The organism is Alteromonas salexigens (genome assembly GCF_025628895.1).
Classification (GTDB): Bacteria; Pseudomonadota; Gammaproteobacteria; order Enterobacterales; family Alteromonadaceae; genus Alteromonas; species Alteromonas salexigens.
Window position 1 is genome coordinate 421,173 of record NZ_JAOTJC010000007.1, and the last position, 23,026, is coordinate 444,198.

At 50.4% G+C, this 23,026-nt stretch carries 21 protein-coding genes; 12 read left to right on the forward strand and 9 right to left on the reverse strand.

Annotated features, from left to right (window positions below):
• The first annotated feature begins 164 nt into the window (after positions 1-164).
• Positions 165-1,268, forward strand: coding sequence for a CDP-glycerol glycerophosphotransferase family protein (locus OCL06_RS09375; RefSeq protein ID WP_262993803.1), 1,104 nt, complete (start codon positions 165-167; stop codon positions 1,266-1,268).
• Complete coding sequence (locus OCL06_RS09380; RefSeq protein WP_262993804.1) at positions 1,261-1,656, forward strand: FAD synthase family protein; 396 nt, start codon at positions 1,261-1,263, stop codon at positions 1,654-1,656. The genes OCL06_RS09375 and OCL06_RS09380 overlap by 8 nt, the downstream gene beginning before the upstream one ends.
• A gap of 147 nt (positions 1,657-1,803) precedes the next feature.
• On the opposite strand, the gene OCL06_RS09385 is transcribed toward OCL06_RS09380, so the two are convergent.
• The 6 genes from OCL06_RS09385 to radC all read right to left on the reverse strand — a co-directional run bounded on the left by OCL06_RS09385 (position 1,804) and on the right by radC (position 7,479).
• A complete protein-coding gene (locus OCL06_RS09385) occupies positions 1,804-2,637 on the reverse strand; it encodes a glycosyltransferase family 2 protein (protein WP_262993806.1) in 834 nt (277 codons plus the stop codon).
• A 73-nt stretch (positions 2,638-2,710) separates the two neighbouring features.
• Positions 2,711-4,816: a YjbH domain-containing protein gene (locus OCL06_RS09390; RefSeq protein ID WP_308446007.1), complete on the reverse strand. Its 2,106-nt coding sequence runs from the start codon at positions 4,814-4,816 to the stop codon at positions 2,711-2,713.
• A complete protein-coding gene (locus OCL06_RS09395) occupies positions 4,816-5,544 on the reverse strand; it encodes a capsule biosynthesis GfcC family protein (protein WP_262993808.1) in 729 nt (242 codons plus the stop codon). The genes OCL06_RS09390 and OCL06_RS09395 overlap by 1 nt, the downstream gene beginning before the upstream one ends.
• A complete protein-coding gene (locus tag OCL06_RS09400; RefSeq protein WP_262993810.1) occupies positions 5,541-6,221 on the reverse strand; it encodes a YjbF family lipoprotein in 681 nt (226 codons plus the stop codon). Before OCL06_RS09400 ends, OCL06_RS09395 begins: the two co-directional genes overlap by 4 nt.
• A 103-nt stretch (positions 6,222-6,324) precedes the next feature.
• A complete protein-coding gene (locus tag OCL06_RS09405; RefSeq protein ID WP_262993812.1) occupies positions 6,325-6,708 on the reverse strand; it encodes a hypothetical protein in 384 nt (127 codons plus the stop codon).
• 93 nt (positions 6,709-6,801) lie between these two features.
• Complete coding sequence (gene radC / locus OCL06_RS09410; RefSeq protein ID WP_262993814.1) at positions 6,802-7,479, reverse strand: RadC family protein; 678 nt, start codon at positions 7,477-7,479, stop codon at positions 6,802-6,804.
• A 151-nt stretch (positions 7,480-7,630) separates the two neighbouring features.
• Here radC and coaBC point away from each other — a divergent pair, with 151 nt between their 5' ends.
• Positions 7,631-8,833, forward strand: coding sequence for a bifunctional phosphopantothenoylcysteine decarboxylase/phosphopantothenate--cysteine ligase CoaBC (gene coaBC, locus OCL06_RS09415; RefSeq protein ID WP_262993816.1), 1,203 nt, complete (start codon positions 7,631-7,633; stop codon positions 8,831-8,833).
• A 102-nt stretch (positions 8,834-8,935) separates the two neighbouring features.
• Positions 8,936-9,523 carry a nucleoid occlusion factor SlmA gene (gene slmA, locus OCL06_RS09420; protein ID WP_262993818.1) on the forward strand — a complete coding sequence of 196 codons (588 nt, stop codon included), beginning with the start codon at positions 8,936-8,938 and terminating at the stop codon, positions 9,521-9,523.
• 68 nt (positions 9,524-9,591) lie between these two features.
• Here slmA and OCL06_RS09425 read toward each other — a convergent pair whose 3' ends face one another.
• Both OCL06_RS09425 and OCL06_RS09430 read right to left on the reverse strand, forming a co-directional pair.
• The gene (locus OCL06_RS09425; protein WP_262993820.1) at positions 9,592-10,362 is read right to left on the reverse strand and encodes a glycosyltransferase family 2 protein; all 771 of its coding nucleotides are present in this window, start codon (positions 10,360-10,362) and stop codon (positions 9,592-9,594) included.
• Positions 10,363-10,502: 140 nt separating this feature from the next.
• A complete protein-coding gene (locus tag OCL06_RS09430; RefSeq protein WP_262993822.1) occupies positions 10,503-12,140 on the reverse strand; it encodes a M28 family metallopeptidase in 1,638 nt (545 codons plus the stop codon).
• Positions 12,141-12,464: 324 nt separating this feature from the next.
• On the opposite strand from OCL06_RS09430, the gene OCL06_RS09435 reads away from it, so the two are divergent.
• The 7 genes from OCL06_RS09435 to OCL06_RS09465 all read left to right on the forward strand — a co-directional run bounded on the left by OCL06_RS09435 (position 12,465) and on the right by OCL06_RS09465 (position 21,201).
• Entirely contained in the window at positions 12,465-12,794 is a 330-nt protein-coding gene (locus OCL06_RS09435; RefSeq protein WP_262993824.1) for a DUF1820 family protein, read from the forward strand.
• 34 nt (positions 12,795-12,828) lie between these two features.
• Positions 12,829-14,607, forward strand: coding sequence for a DUF885 domain-containing protein (locus OCL06_RS09440; RefSeq protein WP_262993826.1), 1,779 nt, complete (start codon positions 12,829-12,831; stop codon positions 14,605-14,607).
• The gene (locus OCL06_RS09445) at positions 14,604-15,128 is read left to right on the forward strand and encodes a hypothetical protein (RefSeq protein WP_262993828.1); all 525 of its coding nucleotides are present in this window, start codon (positions 14,604-14,606) and stop codon (positions 15,126-15,128) included. Before OCL06_RS09440 ends, OCL06_RS09445 begins: the two co-directional genes overlap by 4 nt.
• Before the next feature lie 62 nt (positions 15,129-15,190).
• On the forward strand, positions 15,191-15,868 hold the full coding sequence (locus tag OCL06_RS09450; protein WP_262993830.1) for a SulA-like leucine-rich domain-containing protein: 678 nt from the start codon (positions 15,191-15,193) through the stop codon (positions 15,866-15,868).
• Between the two features lie 8 nt (positions 15,869-15,876).
• Positions 15,877-17,271 carry a Y-family DNA polymerase gene (locus OCL06_RS09455; protein ID WP_262993832.1) on the forward strand — a complete coding sequence of 465 codons (1,395 nt, stop codon included), beginning with the start codon at positions 15,877-15,879 and terminating at the stop codon, positions 17,269-17,271.
• A 6-nt stretch (positions 17,272-17,277) separates the two neighbouring features.
• Positions 17,278-20,346, forward strand: a complete 3,069-nt coding sequence (locus tag OCL06_RS09460) for an error-prone DNA polymerase (protein ID WP_262993834.1) — start codon at positions 17,278-17,280, stop codon at positions 20,344-20,346.
• A 72-nt stretch (positions 20,347-20,418) separates the two neighbouring features.
• Positions 20,419-21,201, forward strand: a complete 783-nt coding sequence (locus OCL06_RS09465) for a substrate-binding periplasmic protein (protein ID WP_262993836.1) — start codon at positions 20,419-20,421, stop codon at positions 21,199-21,201.
• Here OCL06_RS09465 and OCL06_RS09470 read toward each other — a convergent pair.
• Complete coding sequence (locus tag OCL06_RS09470; RefSeq protein ID WP_262993838.1) at positions 21,166-21,897, reverse strand: hypothetical protein; 732 nt, start codon at positions 21,895-21,897, stop codon at positions 21,166-21,168. The genes OCL06_RS09465 and OCL06_RS09470 overlap by 36 nt on opposite strands.
• Positions 21,898-22,299: 402 nt before the next feature.
• Between OCL06_RS09470 and OCL06_RS09475 the strand changes: the two genes are divergently transcribed.
• Positions 22,300-22,671: an EF-hand domain-containing protein gene (locus OCL06_RS09475; protein WP_262993840.1), complete on the forward strand. Its 372-nt coding sequence runs from the start codon at positions 22,300-22,302 to the stop codon at positions 22,669-22,671.
• The last annotated feature ends 355 nt before the right edge of the window (positions 22,672-23,026 follow it).

Genomic DNA, 23,026 nt, shown 5'->3' on the forward strand with positions numbered 1-23,026 from the left:
TTACCTGATCCTGTTCACGCGGCCGCGATCCTATCACAGTTCATCTCGGGCGACTCGTAAGATTGGAGTAATTGTGATACTTTTCTTTCTTCAGCGTGACACTTAAGAGCAAGTAACTTGATTTACAGCTGACAATAATAACAACCTGGAAGGTAAGTCCGGCAATGTCTCTATCCGTGCAATTTGATACCCAACATCTGTACTACCTCCCGCAGTATCTGCCTGTTGCCCAAGCGCTTAAAAAGCAAGGTGCAAAGTGCGAGTTCATTTTTTATAAAGAAGGGCAACTAGACAGTATTAAAGACGAGGCAATCGCCAAGAGCGGTTTTTCGGCCTTATACTTGGATAGCCCTCTGCAATCGCTTTCATTTTATCAACAAAGTACGGCCGACTGGGTAATATTTGGTAACAAACCAGCGTTTTCGGTCTCCGATAAACCGACCATCTCCGCTCAATTAGCACTCATGCAACACGGTATAGGGCCTAAAGCATGTTATTACGACGTGTCGGAATTTCCGTTCGATGTACGCTTCGTAGAAGGGAGTGAGCGTCTCTCACGCTTACAGCAACGGTTTCCCGATCTAAACTTTGTCGATACTGGCTACGCGAAGCTAGATCCGCTATTTAAAAGCGACAGCACAAATACGATGTCGATTGAAGATTTAGATCTGGACCAATCCAAAAAAACCTTACTTTATGCACCAACCTTTTTTCCCTCCAGCATAGAATATTTATCCGAACACTGGCCTGAACAACTGTCCGATTACAATATCATTGTAAAGCCTCACTTTTTCAGCCATACCAAACAAAAGTATCAGGCTCATCGTTCCCTTTTTAGCACCTGGCAGAAGTACTCAAATGTCTACGTGACCAGCGTAGATGAATATAACTTACTGCCATTTATGCAAATCGCTGACATTATGTTATCTGATGCCTCCTCTGCCATATTTGAGTTCGCAGCGTTAAACAAACCCGTGGTTTGGTGCGATTTCTACCACACGCGATGGAGCTATAAAGGGTTACTCTCGTTTCGATTAAAACGACGATTGGATCCTGATATCTCCCTTTTTCACAAGCTTACTACCCGCGCAGCATCAGCTAATAAAATAAAATCTGCATTGAACATGAGTCAGCAGTCCACGAAAGCTCGCCAAGCTGCGAGGAAAAAGATGTTGAATGATATGGTTGGTCGCACTGACGGAAAGTGTGGAGAACGCATTGTGGATTTTTTACTTTCACACTCATTATCAGGAGGCCGGCTTGCGTAAAATCATTACCTTTGGCACATTTGATGTGCTACATATTGGTCACATCCGAATATTAAATCGCGCAAGGGAACACGGTGATCACCTGACAGAAGGGATCTCTTCTGACGAACTAAATTTCAGTAAAAAAGGACGCTACCCCATTTATGATTTTGACAGTCGCATGGAAATGGTTGCCTCGCTTCGCTGTGTAGATAATGTATTTAAAGAAGAGTCGCTTGAGGATAAGCGTGAATATATTATCCAGCACAACGCAGATGCTCTGGTGATGGGTAACGACTGGGAAAGTAAGTTCGATGAGTTCCGCGATATCTGTGAGGTAATATACTTGTCCCGAACGCCTTCAATTTCCACAACAGAAATTATAGAAGTGATAAAGGAGCAACCATAAATAGTTTTCCGGCGACCACGAACTATTCACTGCGATTGACGAGCGGCTTATAGGGCTGGATAAAACCTATTCTGGATTACCCAGTTTGAAATTTCCCAGTATTGTTAGCTAGTATTTTATTCTTCATAGCCGTTTGCTGGGGCAAGCTTATTTATTGCCCCCATCTCCTTTATCTTTAACAATGCCATAAGGAGTGCGCGTGACTTTATGCTGTTTGGTGTACTGACGAATTGCCCGGTTCTTATCCCGCATTTCCTGCTTCACATAACCCCGGGCATGGTCAAGATGAACACAAATTGCAGAATAGCGGATCTGTTTCGATTTAATCCCTCGATTAAAAAGACGTTCGCCCAGCTCCCGATCTTCCCCGCCGTATTGCATACGCTCATCAAATCCGTTAGCCGCAAAGATATCCTCTCGCCAACCTGACACATTATGCCCGTTCCAGGTTGCCTTGGTGGGGGTGAGCCGGTTTAACCACTTTGCCTTCCGGCCCGTGGCCGTGAGCTTCATGGTTTTATGGGTTTTAGTCAGTCCATTGGCAACGAGCCAGTCGATTTCAAAAGCGCGACCGGTTTTGATGTCATCCCGGCTAATGGCACGGCTGGTGGTCATCGGCAATTTGAAATAGCCGCCGGAAAGAAAGTAGCCCCGCTCCCGGTAATCCATATGTACCGCAAGGAAATCGTTGCGCAGGATACAATCACCGTCGGTAAACACAATATAGTCGCCCTCAGAAGCCACCAGCGCCTTATTCAGGATGCGGGTTTTCTGAAAGCCCTCATCAGGTTGCCAGACATATTTAACCTGGCGGCCTGATTCGGCTTCGAACCTGTTTATACGCGCTTTGGTCTCTGCCGTTGAGCCATCATCCGCAATAACAATTTCAAAGTCCTGAAAGGTCTGATAGTGCAGCCCCCACAGTGTTTTTTCCATCCAGTCAGGGGAGTTGTAGGTCGAAAAAATTACAGACACAGTCATAACAGAGATCTCGATGTTTACTCACAGGCAAAAGCTGTCAGCTTATTTTTCTATTTATTTTTTAGTCAGCTTGCTAGTCATAAAAAGGCGAACGGGGTTCAGTGAACTCAATTAACCGCACAGGCCGGCGCAGCAGCTGACCGCCGTCCCGGGAAATAGGTATCCAGGGGAACATCCCCCGCCCTTTGGCTGGGCGCAACACAAACAGGTCCAGCGGGATCGACAGATAAAACCCTTTGGTAAAGCTGCCCTCGCCATAATCTTCCGAAGACACATCGGTAAACGCCGCGTACGCGCCCACCACAATGCCACTGTCGAAACGCTTGGCAAAGTCGATATTTACCCCTTTGTCACCGGCCAGAAAGCGCCCGGCACTCATGGTAATCTGGGTATCGGGGAGCATCTCTGGCTGCCAGTACACACTGGCGTGGCCGGTTACTGTGTCATAGTCGAGAAATTCAAACTGGTTGTCGTAATCCCGTTGCTTCACGTAATTAATATCAACCCCATACGCGATGTTACTGTCGACTGCGCGATATAACAACTCACCGCCCAGGCCTGCGAACATGCGTTCAAGGTAGCCGCCATAGACTTGCCCAAACAGGTTATCTGAGAGCTGATCTTTATACTGCAGGAATGCGGTGTCCACGCTAAACCGGTTATTAGAGACATACTCACGGACCCGCGTTCTTACCCGGGGTAGCGGCGTGTCTTCTTTATCAACGGTGAAGTTAAACTTATCAAAGTTATCGAATACGGTGGCGCTCAGGCTGCCCATGGCGGTCCAGTTCTCATCAAAGGCATAACCGCCGCTGAAGATAAGGCCGGTCTGATACAGATAAAAGTCTTCCGGACTACCAAAGGTCTGGGTCCAGAAAAAGTCTGTGGAATGGAAGAATCCGGACGTGGAGGCGGGTTTAAAATCCTCCCGCACCTCTGGCGCAGGATTTTGCCGCTGCCAGGTGTTAGTAATGTCGGCATCCAGTGATTCGTAACGGGCCGCTGCAATAAAGGCGTCCGCATCTATAACCGTATCCACCATGGGGATATTGCCGTTGAGTTCCACCAGATGGTAGGTTTTTACAGAATCTGGCAGTTCGGAGGCAATCACCCGTCCGGTGCGCTCGTTTGCTTCGGCAATATCACGGTAAGCAGATTGTCGTCCATAGAACACAGCTTCGTCTTCCTGAATATCTACATCGGATAATATAAATGCAGCATCCCGTTGCAATTCGGTGTACAGCCGGTAGCGATTAATGTCTTCAACTTTTTCCGGAGGCTTACGGGTCATCAGCTCCCGGGGAGGCTCATCTACTTTCACCTGCTCAAAGGTGTGCATATTGAATTGATATGTCACACCGAAGCCCACGGTATTGCCCCGCTGGTAATTCAGGCTGAAGTCGAAGTTATTCCACTTATACACCGCGCCCACATTTAACCGGGTGTCCTGCTCTAGCTCACCGGCACGATCAAACTCGTAGGTGTTCCCCTCGTACTCCAGCTTCAGACGCAAGGGCGCCCACGGGGTTTGATATTCCACGCCCCCATACACTGCCATGGTACCTTTGAAGAACTGATTATAATCGACCTTGCCGCCCAGTCCGGAGTACCCCACTGGCCGTTCACAGAAACTGTCTTTTAGATTGCAGAAGGGGTTGGTGATATCGTCCGCAGAGCCCATATAGCCCCAGCCTACCCCAAGGTGAAAGTCGAATGGCCCCACTGCTTTACTCGCCGTAATGTATTCACTTTCAAAAAAGCCGGTACCACCGAAATCACGGAACCCCACGGAGATGTCGGGAAGATAATAGCTTTCTTCCCACACCCGGAATTTCACATCCAGCCCTTTGTCTTTCAGGGTTTGATCGCCACTGAATGACTCCACCTGACTATACAGCTGGGTACGGACATCGGTGTATCGGGCGGTCGCTTCCATCCACTCAAACAGTTGCAAACTGACCGACCAGAAGCGGTATTCGTGATTGTCGGTATAGTTGATCGCCAGATCGCCCGCCGGCCGCATTCTTGCGGTAGGCGTCTGAATAAGACCAGTACCGCCCTGCACCATCTGAGAGGGTTGCACATTGCGGGTTTGCTGTGCCTGTGCCGGGCTATGAAGAAGCGTCGCAGCCACGGCCAGCGACACTGCACTTTTGGTATAGGGTAAACGATACAACATCAGGGCAATACTCGGTGCACAGCAAGCTGCGCTATCTTTTTATTCAGGGAGGTTTTTGCCGGTGACCATACCGACGAGGCAAGCGGCACAATAAGCTGGCTGCCCGGTGCTAACTGCGCGTAAGACGCGTTCCAGTAGGCGATGCCCACTTTTTCCACCTGGCCGGCGGGAGTCACCACATACACATAATCACGTTCTGCGCCCTCAAGGGTACGGAGGCGCTCAAGATAATCGGGAATACTGGTATTCGCAGTATGGGCATAGCTGCCCGGACGAATAACCGCGCCCACCAGATGCACATCATCCGGGCGTGCGGTAAGCCGCACAAGATAATTACCGTCAGTAAATTGGGGGTTGTGATCAACAAACAGTCTGGCCTCATTATAATTGACCGCAACGTCTATTCTGTCGGCTACCGACCAGGCTGTGATTTGCTCGGCCATGGCACTGAGCACCAGATAGTCATCATCCTGCGGCGATGCCTGGGCAAGTAAAGCCTGAATATCGCTCAGTACCTCCTGGCGTAACTGCTCGGCCTGGTTCTTGTCCAGGTTATACACCGCGCTTGCCGGCCAGTACCAGTCGGCCGCATTGGCGACCGGCTGCAATACATTCGCCATCCTCACAGGCGCCGGATAGCTAAACTGCAATTGATTAATTTGGATTTCCACACTGGCCCGGGCACTCATTGTGGCCACCAGCAACACTACGCTCAGCAATAGTTTCATTGTGCTTCCTCCATGTGGCGCACGGCCCGGCTGAGGTAAGTCATTTCATACCAGTCACCTTGGGGAGAAAACTTCTGACGACTGGACAGCAGGGTTTTAGTAGCGCTGTCCAGCCAGTATTGGTTTTGCCAGGTACGGTCCGGGTCCAGAAAGGGCGTCGCGGCTGCCACAGTCACCTGCTCTGTGACCAACAGGGTGTTAAAAGTCGTATCCAGTATCTCGAGCCGGGTCTCGCCGGCAAACTCCCACCGTGAGCTGACCGGAATGCCGTAGCCGGTGCCTGCAATATCTATTTTTCGTTGCCACTGAAAAGCCAGTTTACCTTGCTGGGCAAGTGGGTTACTGCCCAGGTTGGAGGTATGTTGCAGGTCATTCGCTAACCCCTGGGTAGTCACCAGCACGCCATGATGCATTGTGAATACCACGTCGTCCCCAGATTTCCATCTGTAACGGTCATTTTCAATATAAGCCAGCGCCATGACGGCAGCGGGGCGCTCACCACTTTTAACCTGAAGTAAATCCCCGCGGCTTTGCTTAATTTGCGCCACGGTTAATTGTGCACTTCTGTCTTCAAAGGCCAGCTGTAAACTATCCAGATAGGCTCTGTTAGTACTGGAACAGGCTGCCAATAGAAAAAGGCTGAGAGAGACCAGGAAAAATTTAACGTTTACATTCATGAGATAACAACTGCTGCCAAACCCTGCGCTAAGCGGTATTGTCGCTTTTTTAAGGCAAATAAAAAAGCCGCACTAGGCGGCTTTTTTCGTATCTTGCAACACCTTACTGAGGTGCGTAAGTAAACGTCACAGGTACCGTTACTGGTACAGTGATTGTTTGTGTGCCCGATACAGTAACAGTGTTTGTTACTGTACTGGTTGTACCCACACACACGCCGTCTACTAACGGATCGTCGCCTTCACAACCAAGAGGCGGTGGTGGCGGTGGTGGTGGCTCAATTTTCGCGTCGCCACGATTATTAGCAATAATAGCAAGTGTTGTTCCCGCTACTACTGCACCTGTAGCCACCAGCCCTGTATTAACGCCACCAAATGTTGCGTTATCAGGATTGGCATTGTCTTGCGCATTTACGCCAGCAGTCAGTGCTGCTGTTGCAAATAATGCAATGATTGACTTTTTCATAACAGTCCTTTTTGATAAACCCACTAATACACCAGTTTATAGTAGTTTACTTACGTTGACTACTATTCGATCGGTGAATTACATTAAATTCCTTGCGCTTAACAGCACATTACGGACTTACATCAGTCCACGCTGTGCCAGCGACACACAAAGCGTATCACCAACTATAATATGATCAAGTACATCTACATCGATTAATGCCATGGCGCTGCGGATCTCCCGGGTTAATGTCACATCGGCGTCACTGGGGTCAGCAATACCTGATGGGTGATTATGCACCAGAATAAGTGCCGCGGCATTAGCCCTGATTACTTCACGCACTACCTCCCGAGGATACACCGCTGCACTGTTTACAGTGCCGGTAAACAGAATTTTAAACTCAATTAACTGGTGCTGGCTGTCGAGCAGCAATACCCCGAAGCGTTCCTGTGGGCAATGGCGCAGACTGGCACGCAAATACGCGGTGACATCGTCGGCACGATGAAACACGCTATCCTTTTTAAGTGGTTCAGCCAGCTGTCGCCGAAATATTTCCCGGGCGGCCTGAAACTGTACGTATCTCACTGCGCCCATCCCTGCGACCTGGGTAAAGTCGGTTTCGCCGGCTTCGGTTACCCCCCGCAATGAACCGAAGCGCTGGAGTAACGCACAGGCCATGGTGTAGGCACATTTACCGCCCTGACCACTGCTTATAAAGGCAGCCAGCAGCTCAGCATCAGTCAGCGTGACGCTCCCCTGCCGTAATAGTTTTTCCCGGGGTCGGTCGGCAACGGGTCGCAGTGAAATGGTCGTCATGGTACTCGGTCAGTTTACAATGGTCGGTCTTTTATAGCGTGGGAGGCCCTACATAGCGACTGTACTCTGGATGGGTTCAGTGACAACTGCCTACCCTATGAAGAGCAGTCATGGTAGGCTGTTGTGCATAAAATCAGCCTTTTTAGCAGCTATGTTGTTATCAAATAAAAATGTGTTATTAGGTGTGACTGGCGGTATTGCTGCCTATAAAGCACCGGATCTGGTGCGCAAGCTCACCGCCCAGGGCGCCAGGGTGCGCGTGGTGCTTACCCGGTCTGCCACCGAGTTCGTCAGCCCGATGGCGCTGCAGGCGGTATCAGGTAACCCTGTCCACCAGCACCTGCTTGATGCTGATGCCGAAGCGGCCATGGGCCATATTGAGCTGGCAAAGTGGGCGGATATTCTGCTCATTGCGCCCGCTACCGCCAATATCATGGCAAAACTGGCCAATGGCGTTGCCGATGACTTACTGACCACACTGTACCTGGCCACCACTGCCGAGATTTACCTGGCACCGGCCATGAATCAGCAAATGTGGCGGGCGGCCCCGACGTTACGCAACCTGCAAACGCTCCAACTCGATGGTGTGACGGTGCTGGGGCCGGACAGCGGAGAACAAGCCTGCGGCGATGTGGGGCCAGGCCGCATGCTGGAGCCACCAGAGATTGTGAGTCGCTTGCAGGATAACGCCGCGCAGGAGCTGGCTGGCCTGAATATTGTGATCACCGCCGGGCCCACCCGAGAAGCACTGGATCCTGTCCGTTATATTTCCAATCACAGCTCGGGAAAAATGGGCTTTGCCATTGCCCATGCGGCCCGTCGCGCAGGCGCCACCGTCACCCTAATCTGCGGGCCGGTGAACCTGCCAACCCCGGCTCACTGCACCAGAGTGGATGTCACCAGCGCGGAAGAAATGCTGGCTGCAGCCGAACAACATATGCCGAACTGCGATATCTTTATTTCTACTGCGGCAGTGGCAGATTATCGTGCAGCCACAGTGGCCGATAATAAGATTAAGAAATCATCAGATGAGTTAACACTTACTTTTATTAAAAACCCTGATATTCTAGCTACGATTGCCGCCAGGCCTGATGCACCCTTTACCGTGGGTTTTGCGGCCGAAAGTCAGCATGTCGAAGCCTACGCTAAAGATAAAATGAAAAGAAAACGGCTCGACATGATTGCTGCCAATGACATTACCCGTGAGGGGCTGGGCTTTAACAGCGATAATAACGCCTTGCACGTATTCTGGGACGGTGGCGATGAAGCGCTGCCGGAAGGCAGTAAGCAAGCGCTGGCAACGTCGCTGCTTCAACGGGTCGCGGCGCAATATAATAACAAGAAGTCAAAGTAACGGCCTGACCGGTCGATAACCTGACAACGAAATAACACACACTCTATTAAACATGGAAATACGAACCTGTCAGGGTTCGGTAGCGGAGGAATTACTCTCGTTATGCCTGCTGTAAAAAAAACCAATCGCCGTGCGCAAATTTTGCAAGCACTGGCAGGGATGCTCGAGACCAGTCCAGGGCAACGGATCACAACGGCAAAGCTGGCTGAAAAAGTTGGCGTATCGGAAGCGGCGCTCTATCGTCACTTTCCGAGCAAAGCCCGTATGTTCGAAGGTCTGATTGAGTTTATCGAAGAAACCCTGTTCACGCGCATCAACAAAATTGTAAACGAAGAAAAAGACTCTGCGGCCCGCTGTCAGTTAATTCTGCACCTTATTTTAGGCTTCGCCGAGAAAAACCCTGGCATTACCCGTATTCTCAATGGTGATGCCCTGTTAGGCGAGCAAGATCGCCTGCGGGCGCGGATTGCGAAGTTATTTGAGCGGCTGGAAACCCAGCTTAAACAGATACTACGGGAACGCAAATTACGTGAGGGCAAAACCCTGGCCGCCGACGAAGGGGTCATTGCCAACATGCTTATTTGCTACACCGATGGCCGTATTAACCTGTTCATCCGCAGTGATTTCACCCGTAAACCTACTGAACAGTTTAACGAACAGTGGCAGATATTTAAGCAGTTGTTCGTATAGTTATTCGCCAGCCCGAATATGTGCGGCTGGCGAGTTTATCTAACTGCACGCTAATGGTGCTCAATATGCTATTTGTTCTTACTTTCAGAAAGTAATTTAGCTTCTTTTAAAAAGGCATAATGGGCATTTAATATCGACAAAATAAATCCTCTTACTCCGAATGTGAAATGCCTTTGCAATAAGTACTTGCGCCAGAACTCGATTGCACAAATTAGCGAGAGCTTAATGAGTGACCCTCGTTTGCCCCGTTGATATTTTTCTTTCGCTTTTAATGAAGAATAATGATTAAACTTCAGGACTAAGGTAGCAATATCATTATAACCGTAATGGTCAAAACTCGCTTTTACATGAATCTCCCGACCATCCACCCTTGCTGATTCATGTACCTTTTGGGTGGTATCAAACTTCGCTTTTGCACGGCGATATAATCTGACATTGTTAGGTTTTTTCATCCACTTAGGGGGCATCTTCCCCAGAAATAGATCATTACGATTGAACCTGACGGCATCCACGTTGGCGTCTTTTATCACCTCAGCAATTGCTTTAAACATTTCAGCAGTTACTACTTCATCGGCATCAAGATTTAGTACCCAGTCGTTTTTACACTGTTCCATTGCCCACTGCTTTTGTGCAGCGAAACCAAGCCAGGTTTGATGAAATACTTTTGCACCATGCTGTCTGGCGATAGCAGGCGTGTCATCTGTGCTACCTGAGTCAACCACTACCACTTCATCAAAATGCGTCAGACTTCTCATTAAACGAGTGATATTAGATTCTTCATTCTGCGCGACAATAAATACACTCACCGGAAGTTTTGTTTGTTCGGTGACATTCATCATAGACCTCATATCTTACGTGAACCTTCAGCTTGAGGTGATGGCGTTTCGCGCGAAGGAAGTGTTTATGAAGCATGGGATGTGATTCGTGTTGACAGGGATTGCCAATCGAATCATATCCCACACGTATGCAAGGCTAAGTTTTAACGACCAAAGACATCGCCGAAGAAGTCGCCTTCATTCCAGCTGGGTTTGTTTTCCTGATTCGCCAGCGTCCAGCCAATCTGCGCATTCACCGTAGTAAAGGTTTCTGCCGCATCCCAGTTAAAGGGCTGATTCAGATCATCACTGGGCTTGTGATAGTGGGTAGACAGGAACTGCCCAAATACCTTGCTGCCATCCACGCTGGGATCTTTGGATTTCAGGCCTGGTACCATGAACACCGAAGGAACCCCTTGTTTTACGAAGGCATAGTGATCTGAGCGTGTGAACAGTGCCTGCTCTGGCCACGGATCAGGGCTCAGTTCAATATGGGCATTGGCCGCCGCTTTTTCTACCGACGCCTGCAGGTCGCTGTGGTTCGCTCCAAACGCAATTACGTCGGCAAACTCATAAGTTAATATCGGCATATCCAGATTCACGTTGGCGACCATAGATGTGACCGGCACCGTGGGGTTACGGGCGAAATAGTCAGCCCCTAACAGACCTTTTTCCTCACCGGTAACAGCCACAAACAAGATTGAACGCTTGGGTTTTTGTTCCATTTCACTGAAGACACGGGCGGTTTCCAGCATGACTGCGGTACCTGAGGCATTGTCCATGGCGCCATTATTGATGTTGTCTTTTTTCACGGTTTTGGCAAAACCGATGTGATCAGAGTGGGCAGAAAACACCACGTACTCGTCTTTAAGCTCTGGATCAGACCCTTCCAGAATACCCACCACATTCGGGCTGGTAATGCGTTCGTGCTGGCTTTTACGCGCCATAGATACAGTGCCATTTAAGGCAAATCCGGCCGGCGACTTATCTTCTTCCAGCTCGGCATAGACCTCTTCCAGCGAGCGTGGCGCCCCCTCGAATAAGGTTTTGGCTGCCCCTTCGCTCAGGTAGGCGGCGCCTTTCAGCTGAGGAAAGCGATTTGCCGGTGTGCCGTCTTCATGCAACCAAGCCATGCTGGGAGTATGAATGTAGTTAAGACGGGTTTGGTACGGGCGCACTTTCTCATTTTTTGGTGTAGTAACCGTAATTACCCCTACCGCACCGCGGTCGGCGGCATATTTACGCTTTTGATAACCAGAGGCAAAGTGCGCACCCTCTTCAGAAGGAAACGACGCAGGTTTGCCTGCCAGCATCACCACGACCTTGCCCTCGACATCCAGATCGGTGTAGTCGTTGTGATCAAGTTCATCAGCGACAATCCCGTAGCCCACAAACACCATTTCTGCCGACACTGCCGCCTCTTTTGACAGCAGGCTGGGGCCCATCAGGTACTGTTTAGGATAGTTAAGCGTCGTAGTGCCGGCATCGGTAGTAATGGAAAACGAGGGTGACTCCTGCACCAGCGTCGCTTTACGAAAAGCAACCTGTTGCATGTAGCCGTCAGTCCCGGCGGGCGTTAATCCGTATTTCGCAAATTCAGTGGCTATGTACAGGGACGCAATGTCATGCCCCCGGGAGCCGGTATCCCGCCCTTCCAGTAAGTCGTCTGCCAGGAAAAACAGGTGCGACTTAATGCGCTGGGTATCAGGCTTAAACTGGGTACTTGACGCACCCTCATTATGTGCAGTGGCTGTCAGACTCAATGCGGTCAACAGGCCACCCAGTAAGGCTTTTTTTATCATAATCATCTGTTTGGTAATTCATCCGGCATGCATGTTAACGCAGCTGGTCAGATTAGCCAATTTGGCATCACCGGCTTTGCGTTATATGGCTTGACCGCGGGATAAGTTACGCCAGGCGCAGGGGTAGGCCTCTGTGCAAGGCAGCCTTACTTTATTAGCATGTGCAAACTGAATGTGCATGCTATTTTTACTGACAGTGCTGATGCGCTGTCTATGGCTACTCAGAACCTACTCTCACCTTTGCAGAACACCGCACATTCGGGGTAATATTTGGCGTCTGCCTGCCAGTTGTAGCAGGGGGTCAGCAGTGAGGAAAGTCATTTCATGAGTAACAAACCCGAGCCTATTTATCGTGTGCAGTTTGTCAGTAATGGCGAGCGCTATGAGTTGTATGTACGCGAGTTGTCACAAGGCAGTCTGTTCGGTTTTATCGAAATTGGTGATTTCGTTTGGGACACCCACACCAGCGTCGTGGTCGATCCGAGCCACGAAAAATTAAAAGATGAGTTTGCTGATGTCACCAGTACCTATGTGCCAATGCACAATGTGTTGCGAATTGACGCGGTAAAGCGACAAGGAACCGCCAAAATCAGTCAGGTGTCTGATAAAGTAACCGCGTTCCCTAACCCTATTTACACACCAAAAAAAGAATAATACGCCCACTGCGGGACGTATTGCCGGAGACATTATGGTTAAGCGCACCCCTTTAACCCAGCTACTGGCGGTGGTCATGCTGCTGGCGACTGTTTCATTTAACAGTCAGGCCGCATCACCTTCTAACCAGAAACTGCATGCCCTGCTGGACGAAATCTGGCAGTATGAACTCAGTATTTCTCCCATTATGGCCAGCCGCGAAGGTGAACCAGGTTACAACGACCAGCTGCCAGATATTTCACCATCAGCATTAGCCCGCCAGCACCAACAATGGCAACAATTTGCAGAGAAACTACAGGCCATTGATGCAGCCTCACTTTCAAAAGAAGACCGTATCTCGCTGTTGATGCAGCAGTATCGCATTAATAATTATATCGACGAATACCGCTTTGAAGCCCATCTGGTACCGATTACTTCAGAGTATGGTTTTCACAGCGCAATGAGTGCACTCCCTAACAGCGTGATGTTCAGAACCGCCCAGGATTACCGGGACTACCTTAGCCGGCTAAGTGCTTTAAAGGAGTACTTCGGCCAGCAAATAAGCTACATGCGCACCGGTCTTAAAAAGGGCTATAGCCAACCCAAAGTTGTGCTTCAGGGGTTTGAAGACTCTGTACTGCCATTCATTGTAGAAAAGCCCACTGAGAGTCAGTTTTATACCCCTTTCACTAATATGCCTGAGCATATTGATAAGGCCACCCGGGAGGCCCTGACTGAGCGTGCCGGTAAGGTGATCATGAATGACGTAGTACCGGCTTATCAGCAGGTTTACGATTTCCTGACCAGCGAATATATTCCGGCTGCCAAAGACACCATTGCCGCCAAAGACTGGCCGAACGGTGAAGCGCTGTACCGCAACCGGGCAAAACATTACACCACCACTGATATGACCCCCAGAGAAATCCATGAGCTGGGAAAACAAGAGGTGAAGCGTATCCGGGCCCAGATGCAGGCTATTGTAGACGAGCTGGAATACGAGGGCAGTATTGATGACTTCATTGAATTTCTGCGTACCGATCCACAGTTCTATGCCAGCAGTGCAGAAGAATTGTTAAAAGAAGCCTCGTACATTGCCAAACAGATGGATGCTCGCCTGCCCCAATTGTTTGAGCTGTTGCCACGCACGCCTTATGGTGTTGCGCCGGTGCCGGAAAGCATAGCCCCCAAATACACCACTGGCCGCTATATTCACCCGTCACGGGATGATCAACCCGGTTACTACTGGGTAAATACCTACGCGCTGGATAAGCGGCCGCTGTATGCGTTGCCTGCCCTGACCCTGCATGAGGCGGTACCCGGACATCACTTACAGATATCGCTGGCGGCTGAACTGTCCGACTTACCGAAAGTGCGTCAGGATACCTATATCTCAGCATTTGGTGAGGGATGGGGATTGTATTCCGAGTTTCTGGGCATTGAAGTGGGTATGTATGAAGACCCCTACGATGACTTTGGTCGTTTGAGTTATGAGATGTGGCGGGCTTGCCGGCTGGTTGTCGACACCGGTATGCACATGTTCGGCTGGAGCCGGGATGAGGCGCTGGCTTACATGATGAAAAACACCGCCTTGTCTGAGCATAACGTGCGTACTGAAATCGACCGCTATATTTCCTGGCCTGCTCAGGCACTGTCTTACAAAATTGGCGAAATTAAAATAAAGGAACTTCGCCAGCTCGCCGAACAGGAGTTAGGGGCCAGCTTTGATGTGCGCAAATTTCACAATGCCGTACTCGCGCATGGCTCGGTTCCCTTGTATGTTCTGGAAGAAAATATTCATCAGTTCATTGCCTCGCAAAAGGAGACCACACAATGATAATCATATTAGGTAGCGTGGTAGCCGGTCTGGTTATTCTACTGACCTTTCTGATAGTCCGGGGTCAGAATATGCAGCGGGAACTGGCGCTTACCCGCCACTCGGCTAAAACGCATGCCACTAAAGTCAGGTATGCCTTTACCAGCCTGGTGGTGGTGACCAATAACTTACAACAAATCTTCATCTCGCGGGTAGAGCGCGCTCACCAGAAGAAATTAATCAACGAAGAAGACTATGCCGCCGCCCGCGCCCTGGCCAATCAGTATTCCCGGATAATGATGGACTGCTGTGAAAAAGGCGCCACGGTGGAAGAAGCCGTTAAAAAGTCTATGCAGCCTTATCAGATCAGCATGCTGGATTTAAAAAACCTGATAAAAAATCAGCCTAACGATGTGCGGGTGTCATGGACGAAAAATACCCCCGATGGCTTTACAGCTGCCATGAATAACCTGACAAACTATATCAACGGTGACCATAAAAAAGCAGAAGAAGATCAAGCATCTGAGATCCGCGCTTCGTAACCTGCTTGATAATGCACCAGCCTGACCTATAATGCTGTACATACGTACAGTATTATATGGTTATGACTGAATTACTTTCTGAAATCAATAAGCACCCACTGATTTGGCGTGGCCGGGACACGGCTGCACCCAGTGCCAAGCTTGCCACCGGACATGCTATCTTAGATCGTCACCTTGCCGGCGGCCTGCCGTCGGCCGGGATGGTGAGAGTGCAGTCGGTAGCAGGCATCGGTGAGCTGGCCGTGTTTAAAGGGGTCATCACTGGCGCTCGCCAGCATAAGCTGTGCGTGTTTATTAATCCGCCGGGCAAGGTGCAATCGCCATGGTTGCGTCAGTTCGGCTTGCCATTATCTCAGGTCTTCACCGTAAGTTGCCGCCCCGACGAGGCTCTTTGGGCTGCTGAACAAGCGCTTAAAAGTGGTTCATGTCACTGCGTGCTACTCTGGGCAACAACCCTGTCAGCTAAACAGGCCCGGCGCTTACAGGTGGCGGCCAGTTACAATCATGCGCTTTGTCTGACTTTTCAGGCTGACCGAATTGAAGCTGGGTTGCCAGTGGCACTGGATCTCAGGCTGGTGCCTCATGTCCATGGCCTGAGTATTGAAATTGTTAAACAGCAAGGCCGCTGGACAGCCCGGGAGATCACCATTCCGCTGCGGCATACGCCGACCAATGCCGCTATAACCCGTGCCATGACCGGCGCTCACGACAAACCTCAGCACCTGTCTTCGGTGGGGTAAGATAAGCAATGTTGTGGGTATATATTCAGTTTACCAGGCTGACACTGGATTTTCTGGCCCGCACCGCCGGTCACCCTGATCACGAGCCGGTGGTGATTTATCATCCTCAGAATAACACTCTGGTTCAGTGCAATGATGCTGCATTAGAGGCTGAGCTGAAACCTGGGATGGGGCTGGCCCACGCCGCGGCTCTGGCTTCCAACCTGCAAATATTGAATTATTCAGAAGACACTGAGCGAGCACATTTACAGGCCATTGCTGCCCGGTTATATCAGGTCGCCTCCGATATTGTGGTGTTTAACCCTGCTGCGCTGGCGGTTCGGCTGGATAATCTCAGTCAGTATTACGGCACCCTGACCGCAGCCTGGTCTACGCTAACCCGTGAATTATCCCCTATGGGGGTCACTTTCTCATTCGGCAGTGGCTGGTCTGTGGAATGTGCCCGGGTACTGGCTATGGCCAACAGCAATGCGCTGAACACTGACAGTCAATCTATACGCAGTTGTCTGGCACGCTGCACGGTTGCTTGTCTGCAACTCGACAATAAGCAAGCTGCATCCTTCAGCAGAGTGGGGATCCAGACAGTTAAACAACTGTTGGCGCTTCCTCTTGCTGAGCTGGGCCAACGCTTTTCAAACGAGCTAATACGCTATATTACCGCTGTACGGGGCGAAACCTTCCCCACCCATCCCCTGTTCCGGCCCGGTGATACTTTTCAGCGCCGTGTCGACGTGGGTTACGAAATAGATAACACGCAGCATCTGCAGCCCTATATTACTGGTCTGCTGGAAGAGCTCTGCGTCTATTTACGGCTGAGTAACCGCTGTACCAGTGAATTGTCTTTCACCCTGTATTACCGCGAGACGGACGCCGATACGATTCAGGTACGCTCAGCAGAGCCGCAGTTTCAGGTTGAACAATGGCGTACACTCACTGAGCTGCAACTCGACACTGTCCAGCTCAGTGCACCTGTTATCAGTGTAGGGCTGGAAGTGAAGCAACTGGAAGCACTCAACCCGGACAGTCAGGATTTTTTTGAGAACAGGCAACAATACTTTGCTCACAAACAATTAATATCCCGCCTGCAGGCCCGTCTGGGGGAGCAGAGTGTAAGCCAGCCACATCTGGCTAATGAGCACCGGGTAGAAAAGCTCAGTGAGCCTGACGATTTACCTGAGCCAACCAGTCCCAGTCGCTGGCAGCCTGCATTCTTACTGGATCCCCCATTGCCGCTCACCACCGCCACTCAGATCACTTTTGGCCCGGTTCGCATTCACACCGGCTGGTGGGACAAGCAGTCGGTAAAACGGGATTATTTCATCGCAAAATCTGAAGATGGGCGTTATCTGCAAGTGTATCGTGATCATCACCAACAGTGGTGGGTACAGGGTCTGTACGCCTGAGCAATCATGATCAGTGAACTCTTTTGTCAGTCGAATTTCAGTTTCCTCACCGGCGCCTCCTCACCAGAAGAGCTGGTCACCACTGCATCTTTTTTAGGGTACCAGTCGCTGGCGCTCACTGATGAATGCTCGGTAGCGGGCGTGGTCAGAGCTTACGCTGAAATTAAGCGCTCTAACTTGCCGGTGAATCTGATTGTGGGTAGCTTTTTTCGCTATCACAAGTTCGAGTTTGTCTTGCTCTGCCCTACCCGCTCCGCCTACTCTGAACTCTGTCGCATTATCACCCAGGCCAGACGACGCGCTGATAAGGGCGAGTATATACTGGAAGAATGGGATCTGGCCTCAATCCGTCATTGCCTTATCCTCTGGCTGCCCAGTGGTAATGCCGAAACCGATAACGAACGTGCCGACTGGCTGGTTCGTTTTCACGCCCAGCGCTGCTGGATTGCTGCCCAGCGTTTACTGGATGGCGCGGATCATGAACGCTTCGAGAACTACACCCGCTTGAGCCAGACATATACGTTACCGGTGGTAGCCTGTACCGGTGTGCTTATGCACCACCGTGACCGACTGCCAACGCAACATGTGCTGCACGCTATCAGAGAGCGCACCACCGTGGCTAAGCTGGGGCAACACGCACTGGCCAACGCTGAACGTGCCCTGCGCCCCGCCCAAAAAATGCGCAAATTGTATCCTGCAGACTGGATCCAAACAGCGTCAGAGCTTGCCGGTCAGTGCCATTTTTCCTTGCAGGAACTCAAATATCAGTACCCGGCGGAATTGGTGCCCGCCGGGCATACCCCCGGCTCTTACCTGCGGGAATGTGTGGAAGCCGGGATCCAGCGACGTTTTCCCGAGGGGGTAAGCGAAGACATCCGAGCGCTTATCGAAAAGGAACTGACATTAATTGCGGAGCAGCAGTACGAGTATTTTTTTCTTACCCTGTACGACATTGTGCAGTTCGCCCAGTCACAGTCTATTTTGTATCAGGGCCGGGGCTCAGCGGCAAATTCGGTGGTTTGCTATTGCCTGGAAATTACCGCAGTGGATCCCCGGCAAATCAATGTGTTATTTGAGCGTTTCATTTCTAAAGAGCGGGACGAACCGCCCGATATCGATGTGGACTTTGAGCACGAACGTCGTGAAGAAGTGATTCAGTATATTTATCAAAAGTACGGTCGGGAGCGCACCGCTCTGGCAGCCACTGTGATTTGTTATCGCTTCAAAAGCGCGTTTCGGGACGTAGGTAAAGCTCTGGGTTTTGCCGAATCACAACTTAGCTACATTATTACTAAAATCAACCGCCGGGATCGCACCATCCCCTGGCAGAGTCAACTCAGTAAACTTGGGCTGGCGCCGGACAATCCAGCGGTTAAGCAACTGGTGGTACTGGTTGAGAGCCTGCTTGGCTTTCCCAGGCACTTGTCTCAGCATGTCGGGGGGTTTGTGATTTCCTCCGGCCCGTTACATGAACTGGTCCCCATAGAGAATGCGTCGATGCCGGAACGCACGGTGATCCAATGGGACAAAGACGATCTGGAAACCCTCGGACTGCTCAAGGTGGATGTGCTGGCACTGGGCATGCTTACCGCTATCCGTAAAACCTTCGATTATTTAAAGGCGCGGTATCCGGTGGCGCCGGATATTCCTTTTATTACCAGGCTGGGCGATGATCCCCAGGTTTATGACATGATTTGTGAGGCCGACACGGTCGGGGTATTTCAGATTGAGTCGCGCGCACAAATGAGCATGCTGCCCCGTTTACGCCCACGTTGCTATTACGATCTGGTAGTGCAAATAGCCATTGTACGTCCGGGCCCGATCCAGGGAGATATGGTTCATCCCTACCTACTGCGTCGCCATGGCCGGGAGCCGGTCAGTTATCCCTCCGACGCCGTGGCCGGGGTTCTGTCTCGGACTATGGGTGTGCCCATCTTTCAGGAACAGGTGATCCAGCTGGCCATGGTCGCCGCCGGTTTCTCAGGTGGCGAAGCCGATCAGTTGCGCCGCGCCATGGCCAGCTGGAAAAAAGACGGCCGGATATACGAGTTCCGGGATAAGCTTGTAAGGGGCATGCAACAGAAAGGCTATGATGAAGCGTATGCTACCCAGGTGTTTGAGCAAATTAAGGGGTTTGGCGGTTATGGTTTCCCGGAATCACACTCTGCATCCTTTGCAGTGCTGGCGTATGTTTCCTGCTGGTTAAAGCACTATTTTCCGGCAGAGTTTTATACCGGATTACTGAACAGCTGGCCGATGGGATTTTATACCCCCAGCCAACTCATTCAGGACGCCAGGCGGCATAATATTGAGGTGCGCCCGGTATGCGTAAATCATTCAGACTATGATCACAGTCTGGAGCAGCATCAGCAAAACGTGGCTATCCGGCTCGGCCTACGCCTGGTAAAGGGGCTATCTGAACAGGGGGCTCGACAGGTAGCCAGCTGTCGGCCAGAGCACGGCTATACATCAGTGAATGCGCTGAACCATCTTGGCCTCCACCGGGATGATATGGAGGCGCTGGCCAGTGCCGATGCCCTGCGTGCATTTGGCAACAACCGCTACGCTGCACGCTGGGAGCTGATGGATACACAACGCTCTCTGCCTCTTTTTGAAGAGCAAAACGGGTATTCTACGTTTGCCCTGACCCCGTCCAAATCAGATAGCCTGGTTGAAGACTACGCGGCCACTTCCGTGTCACTGAATGCCCACCCCATAGGCTTACTGCGTGAGTATCATGACTTCTCAAAGTTGACGTCGGCCAGCCAGCTTAGCCAGGTCCCCAATAAAGGGGTCGTGCATGTGATTGGCTGTGTAACCGGCAGGCAGGCGCCCGGCACCGCTTCCGGGGTCACATTTCTCACCCTCGAGGATGATACCGGCAATATTAACACGGTGATCTGGCAAGCCACCGCCAGAGCACAGCAAGCAGCGTACCTGAATGCATCCATTTTGCAGGTCGACGGCATACTGGAGCGTTCACCGGAAGGGGTGATCCATGTCATTGCAGGCAAGCTGACCGACCGGTCGGCATGGCTGGATAATCTGCACGTCCCGTCAAGAGACTTTCACTGATAAATTTAATTTTTCGGAAATTTACACTTTGCGATCTTTACGGTAACTTGACCTTACCGAAAGGGAGTAAGTATGAAGTATGGTGTTATTACCGTTTTAGTGATCGCACTCAGCAGCAAGCTTTGGGCGGAGACCTACGTGGTAGGGGCGCAGGACATCCAGTATTACCCCCATTACGATTTTTCAAAACCGGATGACAAAGGGTTAGCCTGGGCCATACTTCAGGTGTTTGCCGAACAGTCCGGACACACCCTGGTTTATCATCACATGCCGGTAAAGCGCCTGCAGCTTGAATTACGCAAGGGAAACGTGGATTTTGTCTATCCCGATAACCCTAAATGGTATAACCAGAACGTACCCGCCGAAGAAAAGTTTTTTTCTACTCCTCTTACCCGTGCGCTAGGCGGCACTATTGTGAGACCTGAAGACGTCGGCCGGGGCATTGATAGTATTCGACGATTGGCCATACCGCTGGGGTTTACGCCGGTAAACTGGCAACACCGGGTAGACGCACGTCAAACGCAGCTTGTGCATGTGACTGACACTCTCTCTGCACTGTATCTGCTTGAACGGGGCCGGGTGGATGCTGCTAATCTTGAATATTCGGTGACGCAATATTTAACGTCAACTGCAGTTAATTACGGCCCTTTCACACTGGACCCTGCATTACCACACGACAATGTGGGGTTTATGCTTTCCACCATGCACCACCCTGACATCATTGATGAGCTAAACACTTTCCTTGCCACTCATCGGGATGTGATTAACAGCCTGCAGAGCAAATACCTGCTACAAAGGCCCGACAGTATACTCGAGCAACTACAGCAACGTTTCTACGGGAGTGAATCGGGCTAGGTTATGCGTGTCCGCATAAAGGGTTAAGGCATCTATCAATTCCCATTTCCATTTCCCGCTATTCGCGACGCCATAGAAAGTATCTATTTCAGCCAGCTCCTGTACCTCAATCCTTTTCGGTAACGAGAAGTGGGATTTAGAAATGTAATAACGGTAAGGCTGTAAATAGGTCAGTAAGTGGGAAGTCCGTTCCTTGAAGAACAATCTGCTCGCTGCCTCACCGGTATTAAGATTCACGAACTGAAATCCCGTCGAAGCAAGCGAATCTCTAATTCCCTGGTAGTCATAACCCCGTATAGCCGAAATGGTTTGGCTTTTAGCAATTGCAGGATTAGAAAACAGCACGAGTTTTAGTTTAACAAAAGGTACGTCATGAAATGTCACCACACCCTGTAGCGCCTCATGGCTTTTAATGGTGACGGTCAGATCGATGGCGTCCTGCTTAATTAATGAGGTCAGCCTGGCCGCCGGTGCACATACCACATCAATCACAAAGCCCTGAGGCTCAAGAACATTTTTGGTCAGGTCGATGGCTGGCCCGGTACAGGGGCTGTACCCATCTCCCTGCAATACTAAAGGCGGAAACGTGACCAGACCGAGGGTAATGCGTTTACGCTGACTATTTTCTGAATGCACTACAAACGATATGCAGATCAAAGCATATAATATGGCACTTCGCACCAACCACCTGATCATTTCATGCCTCTTGCCAATTACATATCCTATATAACCTTAGCAGTGGTTAATATTTAATCACTGCAACTTTCGGACTTGTTAATCTTTTCATCAGTTAATCACATGCGTATCGATAACCACATAGCTACCTGTATTAGTCTAAAGTCCTAAATTCATAGAGTAAGGATAGGTAACTTTTTACCTATTCCGTGGCATTTTAGCGACAGATCCAGGCATGGTGACATTAGGCTTTATTGTTCAACATACTGAAAGTTAGCTAGTTATTTCTATGGCATGAATTATGGATAGTCTACAGAGAACACCGTGCGGTCTTCCCGGTATAAAAATACTGGCCTGTGTCGCCTATATTTTTATTCAATGAACCGGGTAACCGATATACAGTCATAAAGTAGGAGATTAACCATGAAAATTGTAATCGCAGGCCTGACTACCGTCGCATTCGCTGCTTTCCCCTTGTTATCAGTTGCCACCCCGCAAGACAGCATCACTGCGCAGACGACTGAATCACTCGAGGCGCAAAGCGAAGTAACTTTAAATAAAGAGGCCGTTGAAGCTCAAATGCAAGCCGAGGCAGAGCAACATGCTGTGGCGAAAAACGAATTCGAGTCTTTGGACGTCGATGGTGACGGCCAGGTAACGATGAAAGAAGCCGGTGAACTCGGTGTAGGCACCACCTTTGAAGACATGGATGCCGACGGCAACGGTAAAGTATCACGTATGGAGTATGTAGAGTTCAGACAACGAGGCGGTGTCTCGGAAAAGGACTTTAAATAAAGCCTGAGCAGCAACTAACCTCATACACAAAGCCTACTCAACTGAGCAGGCTTCTTATCGAATATAAGTTTAGCGATGCTACTCACACTGGGGGTTCAGCACGGTCGTCGCAGACGATAAGGAATGCCTAATGGCATTCCGCTATTGATGAACGGTCGAGCTCTGCGAGACCATGGGATCCCCCTTCGGGATCGGATGACCGCGGGGTAGCATTTGGCCAGTTTGCTGGGAGCTAAAACGAAAAAAGCCCGCTCAACTGAGCGGGCTTCTTATCGAATAGGAGCTTGGCGATGTGCTACTCTCACATGGGGAATCCCCACACTACCATCGCCGCTAACATGTTTCACTTCTGAGT